13 protein-coding genes are annotated in these 15,223 nt (G+C 35.4%); 1 reads left to right on the plus strand and 12 read right to left on the minus strand.

Going from position 1 to position 15,223, the window contains the following annotated elements:
• Positions 1-86: 86 nt before the first annotated feature.
• Entirely contained in the window at positions 87-1,526 is a 1,440-nt protein-coding gene (locus C1Y58_RS20875) for a sulfatase family protein (protein WP_105618445.1), read from the minus strand.
• A gap of 232 nt (positions 1,527-1,758) precedes the next feature.
• Between C1Y58_RS20875 and C1Y58_RS20880 the strand changes: the two genes are divergently transcribed.
• Positions 1,759-2,874, plus strand: coding sequence for a S8 family peptidase (locus tag C1Y58_RS20880; protein WP_105618447.1), 1,116 nt, complete (start codon positions 1,759-1,761; stop codon positions 2,872-2,874).
• Between the two features lie 151 nt (positions 2,875-3,025).
• Here C1Y58_RS20880 and C1Y58_RS20885 read toward each other — a convergent pair whose 3' ends face one another.
• The 11 genes from C1Y58_RS20885 to C1Y58_RS20935 form a co-directional block, all read right to left on the minus strand.
• Positions 3,026-4,570 (minus strand): UDP-glucose--hexose-1-phosphate uridylyltransferase, encoded by a 1,545-nt coding sequence (locus C1Y58_RS20885; RefSeq protein WP_105618449.1) that lies wholly within the window; start codon positions 4,568-4,570, stop codon positions 3,026-3,028.
• Positions 4,571-4,580: 10 nt separating this feature from the next.
• Positions 4,581-5,570: a UDP-glucose 4-epimerase GalE gene (gene galE / locus C1Y58_RS20890; protein ID WP_105618451.1), complete on the minus strand. Its 990-nt coding sequence runs from the start codon at positions 5,568-5,570 to the stop codon at positions 4,581-4,583.
• Positions 5,571-5,586: 16 nt separating this feature from the next.
• On the minus strand, positions 5,587-6,387 hold the full coding sequence (locus tag C1Y58_RS20895; protein ID WP_105618453.1) for a class I SAM-dependent methyltransferase: 801 nt from the start codon (positions 6,385-6,387) through the stop codon (positions 5,587-5,589).
• A 44-nt stretch (positions 6,388-6,431) separates the two neighbouring features.
• Complete coding sequence (locus tag C1Y58_RS20900; RefSeq protein ID WP_105618455.1) at positions 6,432-7,154, minus strand: sulfite exporter TauE/SafE family protein; 723 nt, start codon at positions 7,152-7,154, stop codon at positions 6,432-6,434.
• Positions 7,155-8,315 carry a galactokinase gene (locus C1Y58_RS20905; RefSeq protein WP_207655794.1) on the minus strand — a complete coding sequence of 387 codons (1,161 nt, stop codon included), beginning with the start codon at positions 8,313-8,315 and terminating at the stop codon, positions 7,155-7,157. It abuts the gene before it with no gap.
• A gap of 72 nt (positions 8,316-8,387) precedes the next feature.
• Positions 8,388-9,425, minus strand: a complete 1,038-nt coding sequence (locus C1Y58_RS20910) for a LacI family DNA-binding transcriptional regulator (protein ID WP_105618457.1) — start codon at positions 9,423-9,425, stop codon at positions 8,388-8,390.
• Between the two features lie 273 nt (positions 9,426-9,698).
• On the minus strand, positions 9,699-10,049 hold the full coding sequence (locus C1Y58_RS20915; protein ID WP_105618459.1) for a hypothetical protein: 351 nt from the start codon (positions 10,047-10,049) through the stop codon (positions 9,699-9,701).
• A 43-nt stretch (positions 10,050-10,092) separates the two neighbouring features.
• Positions 10,093-10,800 (minus strand): peptidoglycan recognition protein family protein, encoded by a 708-nt coding sequence (locus C1Y58_RS20920; protein WP_105618461.1) that lies wholly within the window; start codon positions 10,798-10,800, stop codon positions 10,093-10,095.
• A gap of 77 nt (positions 10,801-10,877) precedes the next feature.
• Entirely contained in the window at positions 10,878-11,468 is a 591-nt protein-coding gene (locus tag C1Y58_RS20925) for a hypothetical protein (protein WP_105618463.1), read from the minus strand.
• Positions 11,469-11,483: 15 nt separating this feature from the next.
• Complete coding sequence (locus C1Y58_RS20930; RefSeq protein WP_105618465.1) at positions 11,484-11,861, minus strand: hypothetical protein; 378 nt, start codon at positions 11,859-11,861, stop codon at positions 11,484-11,486.
• A 9-nt stretch (positions 11,862-11,870) separates the two neighbouring features.
• A complete protein-coding gene (locus C1Y58_RS20935) occupies positions 11,871-15,218 on the minus strand; it encodes a LamG-like jellyroll fold domain-containing protein (protein ID WP_105618467.1) in 3,348 nt (1,115 codons plus the stop codon).
• Positions 15,219-15,223: the final 5 nt, after the last annotated feature.

Consider the following 15,223-nt stretch of genomic DNA (forward strand, 5'->3'; position numbering starts at 1 on the left):
AGAAAAAGCTATAAATACTGATTTGACAATATCTATAGCTTCTTTTCCATCTCATTTAAATCTACTCTTAGAAATATAATTCCTTCCTATAAGAAAGTGTCTGTAGCACTTCCTAATTGATTGATTTGTCCATTCCCCGTAACAGGTTCATATCTTCCATCCATTGCTGGAATGGTATATTTCAAGAACCAGGTTCTTAATTGGTGTCTCAATTGTTGAAGCATATTCTCCTTACTGGTATCATCTATCAGATTGTTGTTTTCTTCAGGATCATTTACAAGATCATAAAGTTCATGAGGTCCATAGGGGTAACGATGAATGTATTTCCACTCTTTTGTACGGATCATACGAGCTGGACCGTATTCATCATAGATGATTACTTCTTCATGATGATCTATACTCTTTCCATCTTCATCACCTAATAGATATGCAAAGCTCTTACCTGGTAACCCCTCACAGGAAGTCATGTCTAAACCTAAGTAATCCAATAGTGTAGGCATGATATCATAATGGCTTAGCATGGTTTCACAGGTGCTATTACCATTTTCTTTCTTTGGTAAGCTCATGATCATAGGTACCTTCACTGAGGAATCATAAAGATTTAATGGGAAAGTTCCATTGCCTTTGCCAAAAACACCATGATGTCCCATGTTCATACCGTTATCACTGGTGAAGATGATAAGTGTATTCTCTCTTATGTCGAGTTCATCCAACTTATCAAGTAACCTTCCTATCCCTCTATCCATTGCTGTAACTGCTGTATAATACCCTCTTAAGGCTTCTTTTCTTTTCTCACCTCCTAAAGACTTAAAAGCATCAATGAGCCAAGGATGCTGAGGTACATTAGGAACTGAATCAAAGGCACAATCTTCATAAAGCTGCCAAACCTCATCTGGATGATTCTCTTTGTTCCATGGTGAATGAGGTGCTGTGTAGTGAACGCTTAAATAAAAGGGTTGGTTATTCTCCTTCTCCCTTTGTAAAAAGTTAAGAGCGTTATCCGTAATCATATCTGTTATGTACTTCTCACCATAGACAACTTCATTGTCTTTAATAATCTCTGATTGATAATAGTTACATCCACCCTTGGCTATGACTTCCCAGTAATCAAAACCTTTCTGTGGCGTGATGCTATCACCAAGATGCCATTTACCGCTGATACCACAGGTGTAGCCTGCTTGTTTTAAGTAGTCTGTATAGGCTGGTTGTCCTTCCAAGTACTTCATGGGTACTGTTTCTTTTATCAACGCTCGATTCTTTTTCATGTCTTCCGATAAGTCTTCAAAGTTAATGTTCCCAGAACTGATCCAGTCGTGGACACCATGCTGAGATGGTATACGCCCTGTTAATATGGATGCTCTAGCAGGTGAGCATACTGGACAGGTGCAAAAATAGTTATTAAAAAGGATACCTTCTTTGGCTAATTGATCAAGATTGGGAGTTATGATTTCATCGTTACCTGCACACCCCATAGCCCAGGCTCCTTGATCATCGGATAAGATAAAGAGTATGTTGGGTTGCTTCATTCTGTCACTCCTTTGTATTATTTCAAAGTATCTACCTTAATTTTATTATAAATAAAGGCGTCTAGGATGCAAGATTCAATTTTCTTTTTGGGTATCAATTTGTATAATACCTCTTATGTGATGGAAATGTGTTGGCACGTTTAACTCTTTATTACATATAGTTCCATTGTATTGACCTTGGTACCTTTATTTAATATATTGTTTATAGGATAACTGTTAGGAGGCGTTATTGATGATGAAACCAATTATAAGTTTATTGTTAGCAGGTGTTCTTTCCTTTAGTGGATGCGTGGTTACTACAGAAGAAAATTTGATGAATGAAGAGAACAATAAAATAAATGATGATAGTAGAACAATTAATAGACGATTGGAACGTTTAAGAAATGAAAATAATAACCTTAAAGTTGGTATTGTTCAACCTATCGCTAAGATTTCTATCGGTAAAAAATTTGTCATTGATGCCATTGAAACAAGAGATTTAGGAGTTAATGACCCTGGTGCCAAATCTCAATGGAATCTTTATACAACTGGGGCTTATGAAGTCTGGGAACTTATTGATCAAAAGGATGATATTCAGATTGCTGTCATCGACACCGGAGTAGACTATAATCATCCTGATCTAGTTAATCGTGTTGATAAGGATTTAGGCTATGACTTCATTAATGATGATAATGATCCTATGGATGATAACTGGCATGGCACCCATGTAGCTGGTATCATTGCTGCTGAAGCCAATAATGAAGAAGGTATTGCAGGTGTTGTAGGAACTTTAGGTGCAACGATTATTCCTATTAAAGCCTTAGATGCTAAGGGTCAAGGTTTCTCTGATATTATCGCTGAGGCCATTGTCTATGCAGTTGAGCAAGGAGCTGATATTATTAATCTAAGCCTTGGTAGTCCAGAGGAAGATGTGCTCATAGCTGAGGCTGTAAAGTATGCTTTAGATCATGATGTCTTTGTAGTGGCTGCATCGGGTAACGATAAACAAAATTGTGATACTTATACGCCTGCCGGTTTGGAAGGTGTCTATACTGTAGCTGCATCCAACTTGCTTCAAAAATCCGCCTACTTTTCTAACTTTGGCACCAGTGTTGATATAGCTGCTCCAGGAGTTAAAATTCTAAGTACGGTTCCTAATGGTAGTTATGCTGCATGGGATGGAACGAGTATGGCTGCTCCACTAGTATCAGGTGTGGTAGCCATGATGATGGCAGAGAATCCTGATTTAAGTATGGAGGAGATAAAGAATCTAATTGATGAGAATGCAATGGATTTATTGCGTAGTGGTGAAGATTTGCAAACTGGGAATGGAATGATTGATGTGAAGGCGATATTTGAGGATTTATAGATATGAGGAACTTAGATTAAAATCATTCAATATTCTTGACGTATTATATATCTATTCGTATAATTAAAGTATATTAGCTAATCGTATGTAAATTTCAAGTCTTATCACAAAAAAGCGAAGGAGTAGGGACCCTTCGCTTTTCGTTATTATATTATTTAAATCCTAAGTACTCCATAAATCTTCTAAAGGCTTCTTGTCCTTTTTCATCTCTTTTGTATACACCAGCGCATTCTAGCACTTGTGAGAATTTGGCTGTTACTTCATCTTGGAGAAGAGCTTCAGCATCTGCCTCACATAAGTTATTGTCGATCTTCTTATTGATTTCATCAATCCAAGGCAGATGCTTTTCTACAGAAGCTTTCTCTTGGTCGTTTAATTGTTCGAAGTCTACTTTGTTTGTAAGAATGCCTTTTATGAGTTCTAGTTCCGTTTTAAGTCTGCCTGGAAGAACAGCCAATCCCATTACCTCTATCAAACCAATGTTTTCTTTCTTAATATGGTGTAAGTGAGGATGTGGATGGAAGATACCATCGGGGTATTCTTCTGTTCTTCTATTGTTGCGCAATACAAGGTCAATTTCATAAAGTCCTTGTTTGTTTCTGCGGGCAATAGGTGTAATAGTGTTGTGAGGGATTCTTTCACTATCTTGCCCACTATGAGATAGTATATCCACTTGCTCATCACTATATTCACGCCAAGCACATAAAATTTTATCTGCCATAGTGATTAATTGTTCTTTATTTTGACTGCTTATACGCACTACTGACATTTGCCAATCCACGATTGCCGCCCTAACATCTTTGAAGTCATCATGAACAAACTTTTCTCTTTCAGCTGCTACTTCCATTGGGAAGGTATGGTTACCACCTTGGAAGTGATCATGACTTAAGATGGAGCCGCCTACTATTGGTAAATCTGCATTAGAACCAATAAAGTAGTGAGGTATTGTATCAATGAAATCCATAAGACGCTTGAAGGTGTTAATAGAAATTTTCATCGGTGTGTGGTCACCATTAAAGATGATGGAATGTTCATTATAGTACACATAAGGCGAGTATTGGAAATACCATCTTTCATCCTTAAGGGTTAATGGTAGTACTCTGTGGTTTTGTCTACCAGGATGGTTGAGTCGTCCTGCATAACCTACATTATCAACACATAACAGGCATTTTGGATAACTAGCTTGAGGCATTAACTTAGCCTTCTCTATTTCCTTTGGATCTTTTTCTGGTTTGGAAAGATTGATGGTAATCTCTAAATCACCATAAGGGGTTTCCCCTTTCCAATAAAGATTCTTTGCAATACGATCCATTCGGATATAATTAGAATTTTTACTCATGGCATAGAAATTATCTACAGCTTCTTTAACACCTTTCTCTTTTGTTGTATTCTGATAACGTGCAACTACTCCTGATTGACGAGGCATGATAAGTCCCATGATTCTCGCATCCATTAAATCTCTAAGAGTAGTAGTATTATCTTCGATGATTCCTTGTTCAGCACAGTAATCTAAAATGTCATTTAAAATATCCACTGGTGTATCTTCTGCGATAATTATGTCATCACCTGTATAAGGTTCAGCAACTTGTAATAAATCTAATAAGGCATTTCTAGTAGGGATGACATCCCATTCTGATATGAAGTTCTTTTTGAACCCGTAAGCCAATAATCTCTCAATATTTAATTGAATGCTCATATTATCCCTCCTATTTCTCGAAGCCTTCTGGATTATTTTTATGCCATTGCCATGCTGAGGCAATAATAGTTTCTAAATCATCGTATCTAGGATTCCAACCTAATTCTTCGATAATACGATCTGATGATGCAATCAATACTGCTGGGTCACCTGCACGTCGATCAGTAATTTCAGCAGGTATAGGATGACCTGTTACTTTTCTAGCAATTTCAATAACCTCTTTAACTGAAAAACCTTTTCCATTGCCAAGGTTATATGTAGCACTTGTATTGTCTTTACGTAATTTTTCTACTGCTAAGATATGAGCATCAGCTAGATCAGTTACATGGATGTAGTCACGTATGCAACTACCATCTTCAGTAGGATAGTCATCACCAAATACAAATATTTTTTCTCTTTTACCTAATGGCACTTGCAAAATTAATGGTATTAGGTGTGATTCTGGGCTATGATCTTCACCAATTTCACCACTCTTATGGGCTCCACAAGCATTAAAATAGCGTAATACCACATGCTTGATATTATAAGCTTCATCACACCACTTGAGCATTTTTTCTACAGATAATTTAGTTTCTCCGTATGGGTTTTTAGGCTCTGTTTTATCGGACTCCTGAATTGGAATACTTTCAGGCTCACCATAAGTTGCTGCTGTTGAAGAGAATACAATCTTCTTCACTTCATGCTTTTCCATGGATTTTAGTAAACACATGGTTCCATATACGTTGTTCTCATAGTATTTTAAAGGTTCCACACAACTCTCACCAACTAAAGAGTCTGCTGCAAAATCAATAACACTATCGATTTTGTTCTCTGTAAAGACTGTGTCCATGAAAGCTTCATCTCTTAAATCGCCTACATAAAGCTTTGCACCTTCTAATACGGCATCTCTATGTCCTTTTTGTAGGTTATCAACGACAACAACTTCTTCACCTTTATCTAAAAGTTCTGCTACTGTATGTGAGCCAATATAACCTGCTCCACCACAAACTAATACTGCCATAGGTTCACGCTCCTTTTTATTTTCGAGCTATAAACATCCCACCATCTTTTGTGATAGGGATGTGCTCCTTATCATAAAACAAACCATATATATATTCTTCAAATGCATCTTTGCCTCTCTCTTCAATGATCTTAACAGTATTGCCAAAACCTTTAAGAGAAAGTATATATTCATAAAGTGGATCTGGCTCTTTCACCAATAAACCGTCTTTATAGCGTCTGATCTCAACGGATTTAAATTCTTTTCTTAGCATTTGACCACCATTTTCTAGCCCAAAATGTCTAGCAACATGATGATTTAAGAAATCTATTCGAGGGTCAAATGCTGTTAATAACTTACCTAATTCAACCATATTGTTAATACCTAAGGTCGTACAATATAATTTACCCTTTGGTTTTATTACCCTTGCCATCTCTTTGATCGCTTTCTCTTTATCTGGTATGTGATAAATCATATGATTTGCAATCACAGCATCAAAGGTTTCATCTTCGAATGGAATTTCTTCTGCATTGACAACCTGATAGGTCATATGTTGACTAAGGTTCTTTGTATTTTCCTGCGCCCTTTTTAACATTCCTGGTGATTGGTCCGTTAATGTTATATCCCATTCTTTTTCTATAACTTCTTTTTTACCACGCCATTGACCACCAGTACCACATCCAAGTTCTAATATTTTAATACCGAAAGGAAATACATATTGATCGAAAACCCATCTACCCCACCCGTAACTGTTCATACTATAGCGATTATGAATTTGCATACGTGCTTGTAGATTATTTGAGGTTTTGTATTGTTTTTTTACTTCTTTGGATTTCATTGTGTGCCCTCCTATTTAATGATTGATTATTTTCTATACTCTAATCATGTGATGAGTTGCAATAATTTAATCATTCCTAAAATAAACAATAAACAAATAATAAGTTTACGAAACTTCCTATCATTAATCCTTCTGCAAATTATAATCCCTAATGTACCTCCTATGAAAAGTGCAATAAGATTGCCACCTAACATATACAGGGTACTCCTATCAAAAAGACCTTGGATATAAAACGTTATTATTGTTATTATATTTACTATTATAGCATAGAAGGTTAAATTAGCCCTAAATTGCTCTTTGCTATGTCCTTCATTGGATAGAAATATAACGATTGGAGGACCGCTCATTGCAATACTACTATTCAATATTCCAGATAATAGACCTGTTAGGCTATAAGCTAACTTTTTGTTTTTAAAATGTATATGAAATCCAAAATACATGGCTAAGGCAATGATGATGATAACAAAACTCATGATGATCTTAAGGATATCTGAATCAACATGAATTAAACCATATACACCAATTGGAATCCCTATAATACCGCATAGAGTCATTAAACTGATTTCTTTCAAGTTGACATGTTGTCGACATGATGCAAATACCATGATATTGGTGACTGTACTACAGGCAACAACCAGGGGAACTGTTTGACTTAAAGGTATAATCATACTTAGGAATGGTACTGCCAATAAGGCAAAGCCAAAACCCGCCACACCTTGTAATATGCTGGCTAAAAATATGATTAAACTAGATAATAAGAGTTCCAACTAAAGTACTCTAGCTCCTTGACCTACTTCAGCTACATAAAAAGCTGGCTTTAATCCTGTTCTCGCTTCGTAGTTTTTACCTACTTCTTCAATGAATGTATCCACTGCATCTTCTTTAACGATACTGATGGTACAACCACCGAAGCCTGCCCCTGTCATTCTTGAACCAATTGTTCCTGCTACTTTTCTTGCCTCTTCTACCATGGTATCTAATTCAACACCTGTTACCTCATATAGGTCTTTTAAGCTATCATGTGAAGCATTCATTAATTCTCCAAATCTAGCGATGTCCCCGTCTTTTAATTTATCTACAGCTTCTAGAACACGAGCGTTTTCTGCTACAGCATGTTCAGCACGATTTCTTGCAATATTACTTGTTATTAAGTGTTTCTTTGCTTCAAATTCATCCATATTTAAATCACATAATGCATTGATGTCACATTCTATTTGTAGGTCAGCCAAAGCTGCTTCACACTCTGATCTTCTTTCATTGTATTTAGAGTCTGCTAAGCCTCTCCTCTTATTGGTATTACCAATAATCAATTTAGCACCTTGTAATTTAAGTGGTGCATAAGCATATTGTAATGTATCACAGTTAAGTAAGATCGCATGATCTTCTTTACCCATACCTACAGCAAATTGATCCATGATACCACAGTTAACACCTACGAAAAGGTTTTCTGCTTTCTGACTCAATTTCACGAGTTCAACCATATCTTCACCTAAGTTGTAAAGATCATTCACAATAACCCCTGTTAAAACTTCTAATGATGCTGATGAAGATAAGCCTGCTCCGTTTGGAATGTTACCAGAGATTAATACTTCATAACCACCAACTTCATGACCTTTACCCATTAACTCTTTTATAACACCCTTAGGATAATTGGTCCAATCATGCTCTTCAACATATACTAATGCTTCTTCTAAATTAACTTCTACTTTTAAATCAAAGTTTGTAGTTGCAAACTTAACAATTCTGTCCTCTCTTTTTCGGGCTACTGCAAATGTACCAAAACTTAATGCACATGGGAAAACACAACCCCCATTATAATCAATATGTTCTCCAATTAAGTTAACACGTCCTGGTGATAAGTATTCTCTTATATCATCACCATCACCATATAGTTTAATAAATTCTTGTCTTAAGGCTTTAATATCCATCTCTAATCCTCCTTGTTATTTTCAAGTTGTATATGTTATCTCATGACCAGTGTTTCTGACCATGTTGTATTTCTAATCTTGATTCAATATTGTTACTGTATCCCTTTTAATCAGGCTATTCTCTAGAACAATACGCATAAAGCTTTCGTTTTTATCTTTCATGATTTCATGTAAGCGTCTTGCTGACTTTTGACCAAGTTCATACATGTTTTGATCTACTGTTGTCAACTTAGGTTCTGTTAACTGAGAAATCATTGTATTATCATAACCAATAATAGATACATCTTCCGGAACTCTTAAACCAGCCTTTTTAATACCATTCATAGCTCCAACTGCCATGGTATCGTTACATGCAAAAATGGCGGATGGCGGATTATTACTTTCAAGCCTTTTCATAACGGCTGCCATACTGAGGTCTGAGGTCTGAATGCTATTACCGTCTTCAATGATTACGACATTTTCTTGATTGATGACCATTTCATGCTTTTCATGAATGTCATAATAGACTTTTTCCTTTAAATCATAGGAATAACTGTCCTTACCTCTTAAGAAAGCCACGTTTTTATGACCGCATTCTAATAAGTAGTTAAGAGCATCGTAGGTTCCCATCTCTTGGTCATTCAAAACAAAGTGGCATTTAATACCTTTGGAATAACCATTGATGACTACCAGTGGTATTTTCTTTGTTACTTCTTCTAAATAACCGTTTTTGATATTCTCATTACGTGGGTCAATGATAATGATCCCATCCACTTGGCGATCCATAAGGGTTGTAATAATTTTACGTTCTTCCTTAGCATCTCCTTCTGTATCTGATAAGAAGATGGTATAACCGTGAGCTTTCATGTAATGCTCAATACCTTTAACAACTGTTGGAAAGAAAAGGTTTGCTATACTAGGTACAATGACGCCTATGGTATAGGTTTTGTTTCTAATCAAACCTCTTGCCAACATGTTTGGGGTAAAGTTAAGTTCTTCTATGGCTTTCTCTACCTTGATTTTAGTTGATTCCTTAACTGGATAATTTTTGTTCATTACTCTTGAAACTGTGGTGATAGACACACCTGCTCTTTTGGCTACATCTTGAATGGTTACTTTGTTTTTTTCCATATTCATCCCTCTTTTTTAGAAAACCTTTTCTATTTTTATTATAGAACTTCCGAATCTATAAGTCAATTGGATATATTTGATGAATCCATTTCTCTGGTTTTATAGAGAATTGCTTAGAAAATATTTTCTAAAAGAATGAGTATTTTTCTACTAATTAAAAACTAAATTATTTCTTACAAACTAATCTTGTTAGATTAAAACGGATAAATAAACATAAAAAAGCTGACTCACAACAGAACTTATTTCTATTGTGAATCAGCTTTCTTTATCCTTTTAATCCAAATAGTGAACCATGGTATCTACAATAATTTCAAGTATTTCTTCTTCTAATTCAATGTTAAGTGTTTTAGTAATATCTCTCGATGAATCAAGAATTAAATCTTTATTAACATCCTCCCCTAATTCTTGTAGCTCTATGATTATCTTTTTGATTATGGTAGTTATCTTTTTGACAACTTCATCATCATAAATAGCACCAGCAATACTCAATCCTAAGATAACCTGTTGATATAGTTCATCCCTTTTTTCTATCTTTGGTGCAATATATCTTAAATATAAAACTAATGATCCTACTGTTATCAATGCTGCAAGTACATACCAATTAATAGCATCAAAAAACTCCATACTTCACCTCTTCCCTCAACTTTGCTTTAATATTTTATATCTCCTATCCCTCTCTTGTAGTCACACGATTAATCATCTCAAAGAATAGCCATAGAGGTGTTGGTTCCATGAGGTCTTTCTCACACCAACCATCCACATCTTTAATCAAATCTTTTTCCCCTAAGCTACGTATTGCTTCTATTCCAATCTTTTGTTGCCAACTCATCTTAACATCATCTCCTCTATTTACACTGCCAAAGTACTTTTTAATATCATCAACAAATAATTCCCATCCTTCATCAAGTATCTTGTGTGGACAATATTTACCTGTCCACTCTTTATGGGGTACAACGTTCTGAATACTTTCAACATTATTGAATAACCAAACTATTAACTTAACTGCATTACTTCGTGCCCTGGCCCAATCAATACCTTCCTGTTCACATATCTCAATACCTATTGATGATCTGTTACCTTTACCATAGGTCCCATCACCAGCATGCCAAGCTGATTCATTGATAGGTAATTCCTGAATAATTTGCTTATCATCCACAGTAAAGTGCCAACTCACATACGAAGTCGTATCGTCTACATATTCGGTATGCACTTCAGCATCAGCACCTTTATTGCTATTACCTGTATTATGTACAGTGATAGAAGTCGGGTTCATTGGATATTGTGGTCTTGAGGTTTTATTTGATATAGGTATTAAATCAGCTCTAAAGGGAACTCCATATATTTCATCGTTTTGTATGACTACTTTTTCAATCATACTATCACCTACCCCTAAATTTTGTTGTTTTCATTAATTTATCAATTTGCATTTAGTGAGCTCACTCTTGTGCTCCTTTAATTTTTTGTTCTAGTGAATGGGTACGGTGTTTCAGTAACATAGGTATCTTTATACCAGTTAGTTACTTTTTTCATTTGCCCAAGAGCATAAGCTGTAGTTCCATTATAATAAGATGGATCAACTCTTAACCATAACTGAATTTTATCACCTTTACTAACGACTTGATTGAAATCCTCCAGATAATGGGCATCCCAGGGTTCGGCAGATATAGCATTTGATTTCGTTACCGGTCCTACTAAAATCCCATTGAGTCCAAAAGAAGCATTCGATTTACTAATACCACTAGACGCCCAACACCACGTTGTGGCTCTAACTACAAATAACCCACTTTCAGTTGCTTCTATCTCTCTCGATAAATACCAATCTCCAGAGTTGGTAGAACCTCGTGTTTCCATCCCAGAAGGAAAACTAAAAATTCTAACAATACCAGAGTTATCTGGGGTGATTAAAGAATTTTTAAAACATTCAACCCACTCACTACCGCTCCATACCCATGCATTTTTTAATTCAACCCAAGCACTACCATTCCAATACCTACCATTCTTTATATCATCAAATGAAGTACTATCTCTAAATTTTATACTCATAACACTTCACCTTCTTTATATTTCAAACCAAATGTCATTGGTTTGTGGTGATAAAGGTGCAGAAGTAGATACTGTTATTTTAGGCTGTTTAGTATTTTCAATATAAATACGTTTATCTGTATTGTTATTAAATGTGAATGCATCTCCAGCACTTCCAACTTGAAGACATCCATCAGTTCTAAATATGCCTGTACCACAGTATATTCCGCTTGTAAAAGCGTTTGTATCATTTAGTCTGAGCAATGAATCATGCATTCTTATTGCTTCTTTGCCATCCCCATATATGTGGTTGTGAACATCTATTCCATCTGAATTTATTTCATTACCGTTACAAATAATTCTTCCTTTTATATCTAAATCTCCATATACTTTTGTTGAGTCTAAATTAGCCATACCATCACCTCAATATCCTTCTACAAATTTATTGGCGAAAACAATTCCATCATTGCTGACCTGTAAATGATTCATCATACAATTATATTCTAGAGCTACCTCCTCATCAGATAGGGCTCTATCAAAGATTTTTAAATAGTGTATGGTACCAATAAACTCATTTGTCGTCAATGAAGGAGTTGATCCATCAGCAGATACTCCTCTGTCCCCGACTCCTAAACCATAGTTATCTGTGTCCATTGGCACAAACCCTCTTGCTCCACCAGTTATAGTTTGTTTCTGTTGATTCACCCATAAATAATCTTCATCGTTATTCCAAACACTTGCTACAAATGTCTTTTCATTAGGTGTAACAGCTAACGAGCCATCCCATCTCCAATCTGGGTTAATAGCTCTTTGAAAAACGTGACCAGATGAAATACGCCATTCGTACATTTTCTCTTTACAAGCTATTATTGCTTCACTTTCTACAGATTCAAATGTTATGACTGCTACCATAGAAACATGACCACTTTTTGGCTGTAAGGATTCGTTATCAGCACATGCCATTGCTACATTTCCATCAAAGTAGACATTATCTGTTTTTATTACTGCTCCATAATTAGTAAGATGATTTCCACTACCACTATAATCCTTTACATCTCCATTTAGCGGGTAAAACGCCATAAGTGAGTCATCAACAATACCGACTTCACTGATATTATTAGCCTCCACACTCCCCTTATCAGTTACTTCAAAGTTATCCTTAGTAAACATTGTACTTTGACCAACATGATCTACGTTATAAAACTTGATATTTTTAAACAATGTTGTTGCACCAGTTGCATTTCGATTCATTAAAAATCCTACTCTTATATATTCCGTGCCATATCTCATACTACTTACTGATGGTGTTGTTGACGTATACGCAGCTCTAAATTGCCAGTTATCTAAATCCGTTGCTAAATTACCTCCACCAATATAACTATAAGAACCTCCTGCATAGGAGTTACATGCTTTGCTACCCGCCGGTATTGTAACACCACTATAGGTAGTTTGTAGTCGAATTCTATTGTTGGTTTTATCCACTTCTACAATAGATTGATGCCTCGTTGAGTAAGTATATGCAGGATAATCATCGGAATCAAGCCACATGGATAATGATTTAGCATGATGATAATTCGTAGTACTATCATCCCACCAATTAGTAGTATCTGATAAATACACCCAATCATCACCTGCTTTTAAGTCTTGTGCTAATGTTGTATATGTGTTGGGGTAATGAGCTACATCCCAGTGGTTAATAAATCTCTTATTCTTATCATAACAAGCCATAAAAAAGTAATATTTAGATGTGACATCCTTCCCTTTAATCATTCCCTCTAGTTTATATTTATCCCATGAATCAAGTCCATTCCCATTTATTTTTATAAATTCATCAGTACTAAATCCCGTTGCTCCACTGTTTTTTGAAAAAGCTCCTTCCGTAGAATCATAAGTGCAATTTGCAGAAGTCCAGTTTGTAATGTCTCCAAATTCGCCACACCCATTAAGGACTAAATTAGTATTTCGTATAGATTCATCCCAAGCCGAGTTTATCTGTATATTATCACAATGAAAATTAGCTTTATCATCAATTTCAGCTCTAGTCTCATACAAATCCAGTACATCCTCTGATGACAATGCAGTAGCATATATTCTAGCATCATCTAATTCTCCACCATGACCACCATAACTTGTAGACCAAGCAGAACCAACATAATATTTTCTAAATGTTTCTAGATGATAAATATTGGACACATTATGAGTACCACAAACTACACCATCTACATACTGAATCAGGTCACCAGTATCTCCATCATATGTAATAACCCAATTATGCCAATTACCATCGTAAATACCATAATTCCCTTCAGTCCAAGCAGTATAATTACTAGAATCATAGTAATAAATAAGACCACTACGTTCATTTATACCAGATGAAGGACCCATTGCACATAAATTTGCCCATCCAAAAGGATAAATATTATTTGTACTTTGTCTTGATTTATCTCCTTTGATCCATGCACATATTGTAAACTGTTTAGGAACATAAAGAGCTTTTTTACTTATTATATTTCTATATACGCCATCAACTGTAACTTGGTTATCATAGCTATAGCATCCCTTTCCTAGCTTACTATTTGTAGTCCACTGAGGAGGAAGTCCTGCATCAGGAGATGTGAGTTCACCATCGTTCCCAAAGCCACTTATATCTCTGATTGTATTATAATCTCTTATATCTTCTGTAAACGGAGTATTATGGTCATTCTCTTCTATTTGAAGATTTTCTATCACTATAGTATCCCCTGCTTTTGTATCTAAAGGATTATGAAAAATCCAATTACTTGATGCATGAGTATACTCACAAACAAATTCAAAATAACCTGTATAGGGGTCAATATAAGAATGATGTACTATACCTGAATAAGTAGTTGGTGCTCTATATGGAAAAGCCATATAAACCCCATTTTTTTTAAAATAACCTGATATAGCAAGTGTTTTATTTGACAAGGTATATTCACTTATAGTTAATGTTAAATACTGAGATGAACTATTCATAACCATTATAAAGTTATGCCCATTTCTTATTAAGTTATGATACGTTGCATATGCTGATATTGTATTATTGGTTACTATATTTTCTGTAGGTTCAACAAACTGATTAAACGTATAATGCAATATCTTCGCCTTCGCCAGTTCCTTTATCTCTTGATCTGAAATAGCTTCATCATATACTCTAACATCATTCATCTTACAGGCAGGTCGATAATGTGACCCGCCAAGATTGCTTGTTGACCAAGCAAATAGACATATATAATCAGATACACATTTCATATCATAGGACTGAGTTTTTTCGATCTCTCCGTTTACCCACAAGGTAAACTCCATTTTATCTTTTTCATACCTCATTACCAAATGAGACCATTTGTTATGTATATTCGTTGTTCCATAATAAGAATGATATGTTCTATTTGTTCCCGTTCCAGTATTACAACTTATCCTTACATCCGTATTAGATATATGCTTTAACGTTATCCCTGCACCAGTATAATCAGTATGACTATGATTAGTTACCAATCCATTGGCAGTTCCACTATGATATAAAGATGATTTAACCCAGCAAGCAAATGTGAAATCTCCATCTAACAGAACTTTACGCTCAGAACGCAAATAGTCTGTTCCATCATTCATCTCTTTTCGTTCGTAACACTTACCAATCTTACCGCTATCATTATTATTTAGCTTACCGCTATTATTGTAGTAAGTTAAATGGTTGTTCTTTCCGCTATAATCAGTTAAATCCCCATTAAGAGGATAGTGTGCAATTAGACCCATTTTCT

The organism is Vallitalea okinawensis (assembly GCF_002964605.1).
GTDB lineage: Bacteria > Bacillota > Clostridia > Lachnospirales > PQDH01 > Vallitalea_A > Vallitalea_A okinawensis.

Excerpts from the sequence above, each read along its gene's own strand:
- C1Y58_RS20895 (WP_105618453.1), bottom strand. The coding sequence starts at position 6,387 with ATGAAATCCAAAGAAGTAAAAAAACAATACAAAACCTCAAATAATCTA.
- C1Y58_RS20880 (WP_105618447.1), top strand. The coding sequence starts at position 1,759 with ATGATGAAACCAATTATAAGTTTATTGTTAGCAGGTGTTCTTTCCTTT.
- galE (WP_105618451.1), bottom strand. The coding sequence starts at position 5,570 with ATGGCAGTATTAGTTTGTGGTGGAGCAGGTTATATTGGCTCACATACA.
- C1Y58_RS20930 (WP_105618465.1), bottom strand. The coding sequence starts at position 11,861 with ATGGCTAATTTAGACTCAACAAAAGTATATGGAGATTTAGATATAAAA.
- C1Y58_RS20875 (WP_105618445.1), bottom strand. The coding sequence starts at position 1,526 with ATGAAGCAACCCAACATACTCTTTATCTTATCCGATGATCAAGGAGCC.
- C1Y58_RS20905 (WP_207655794.1), bottom strand. The coding sequence starts at position 8,315 with ATGGATATTAAAGCCTTAAGACAAGAATTTATTAAACTATATGGTGAT.
- C1Y58_RS20920 (WP_105618461.1), bottom strand. The coding sequence starts at position 10,800 with ATGATTGAAAAAGTAGTCATACAAAACGATGAAATATATGGAGTTCCC.
- C1Y58_RS20910 (WP_105618457.1), bottom strand. The coding sequence starts at position 9,425 with ATGGAAAAAAACAAAGTAACCATTCAAGATGTAGCCAAAAGAGCAGGT.
- C1Y58_RS20935 (WP_105618467.1), bottom strand. The coding sequence starts at position 15,218 with ATGGGTCTAATTGCACACTATCCTCTTAATGGGGATTTAACTGATTAT.
- C1Y58_RS20915 (WP_105618459.1), bottom strand. The coding sequence starts at position 10,049 with ATGGAGTTTTTTGATGCTATTAATTGGTATGTACTTGCAGCATTGATA.
- C1Y58_RS20885 (WP_105618449.1), bottom strand. The coding sequence starts at position 4,570 with ATGAGCATTCAATTAAATATTGAGAGATTATTGGCTTACGGGTTCAAA.
- C1Y58_RS20925 (WP_105618463.1), bottom strand. The coding sequence starts at position 11,468 with ATGAGTATAAAATTTAGAGATAGTACTTCATTTGATGATATAAAGAAT.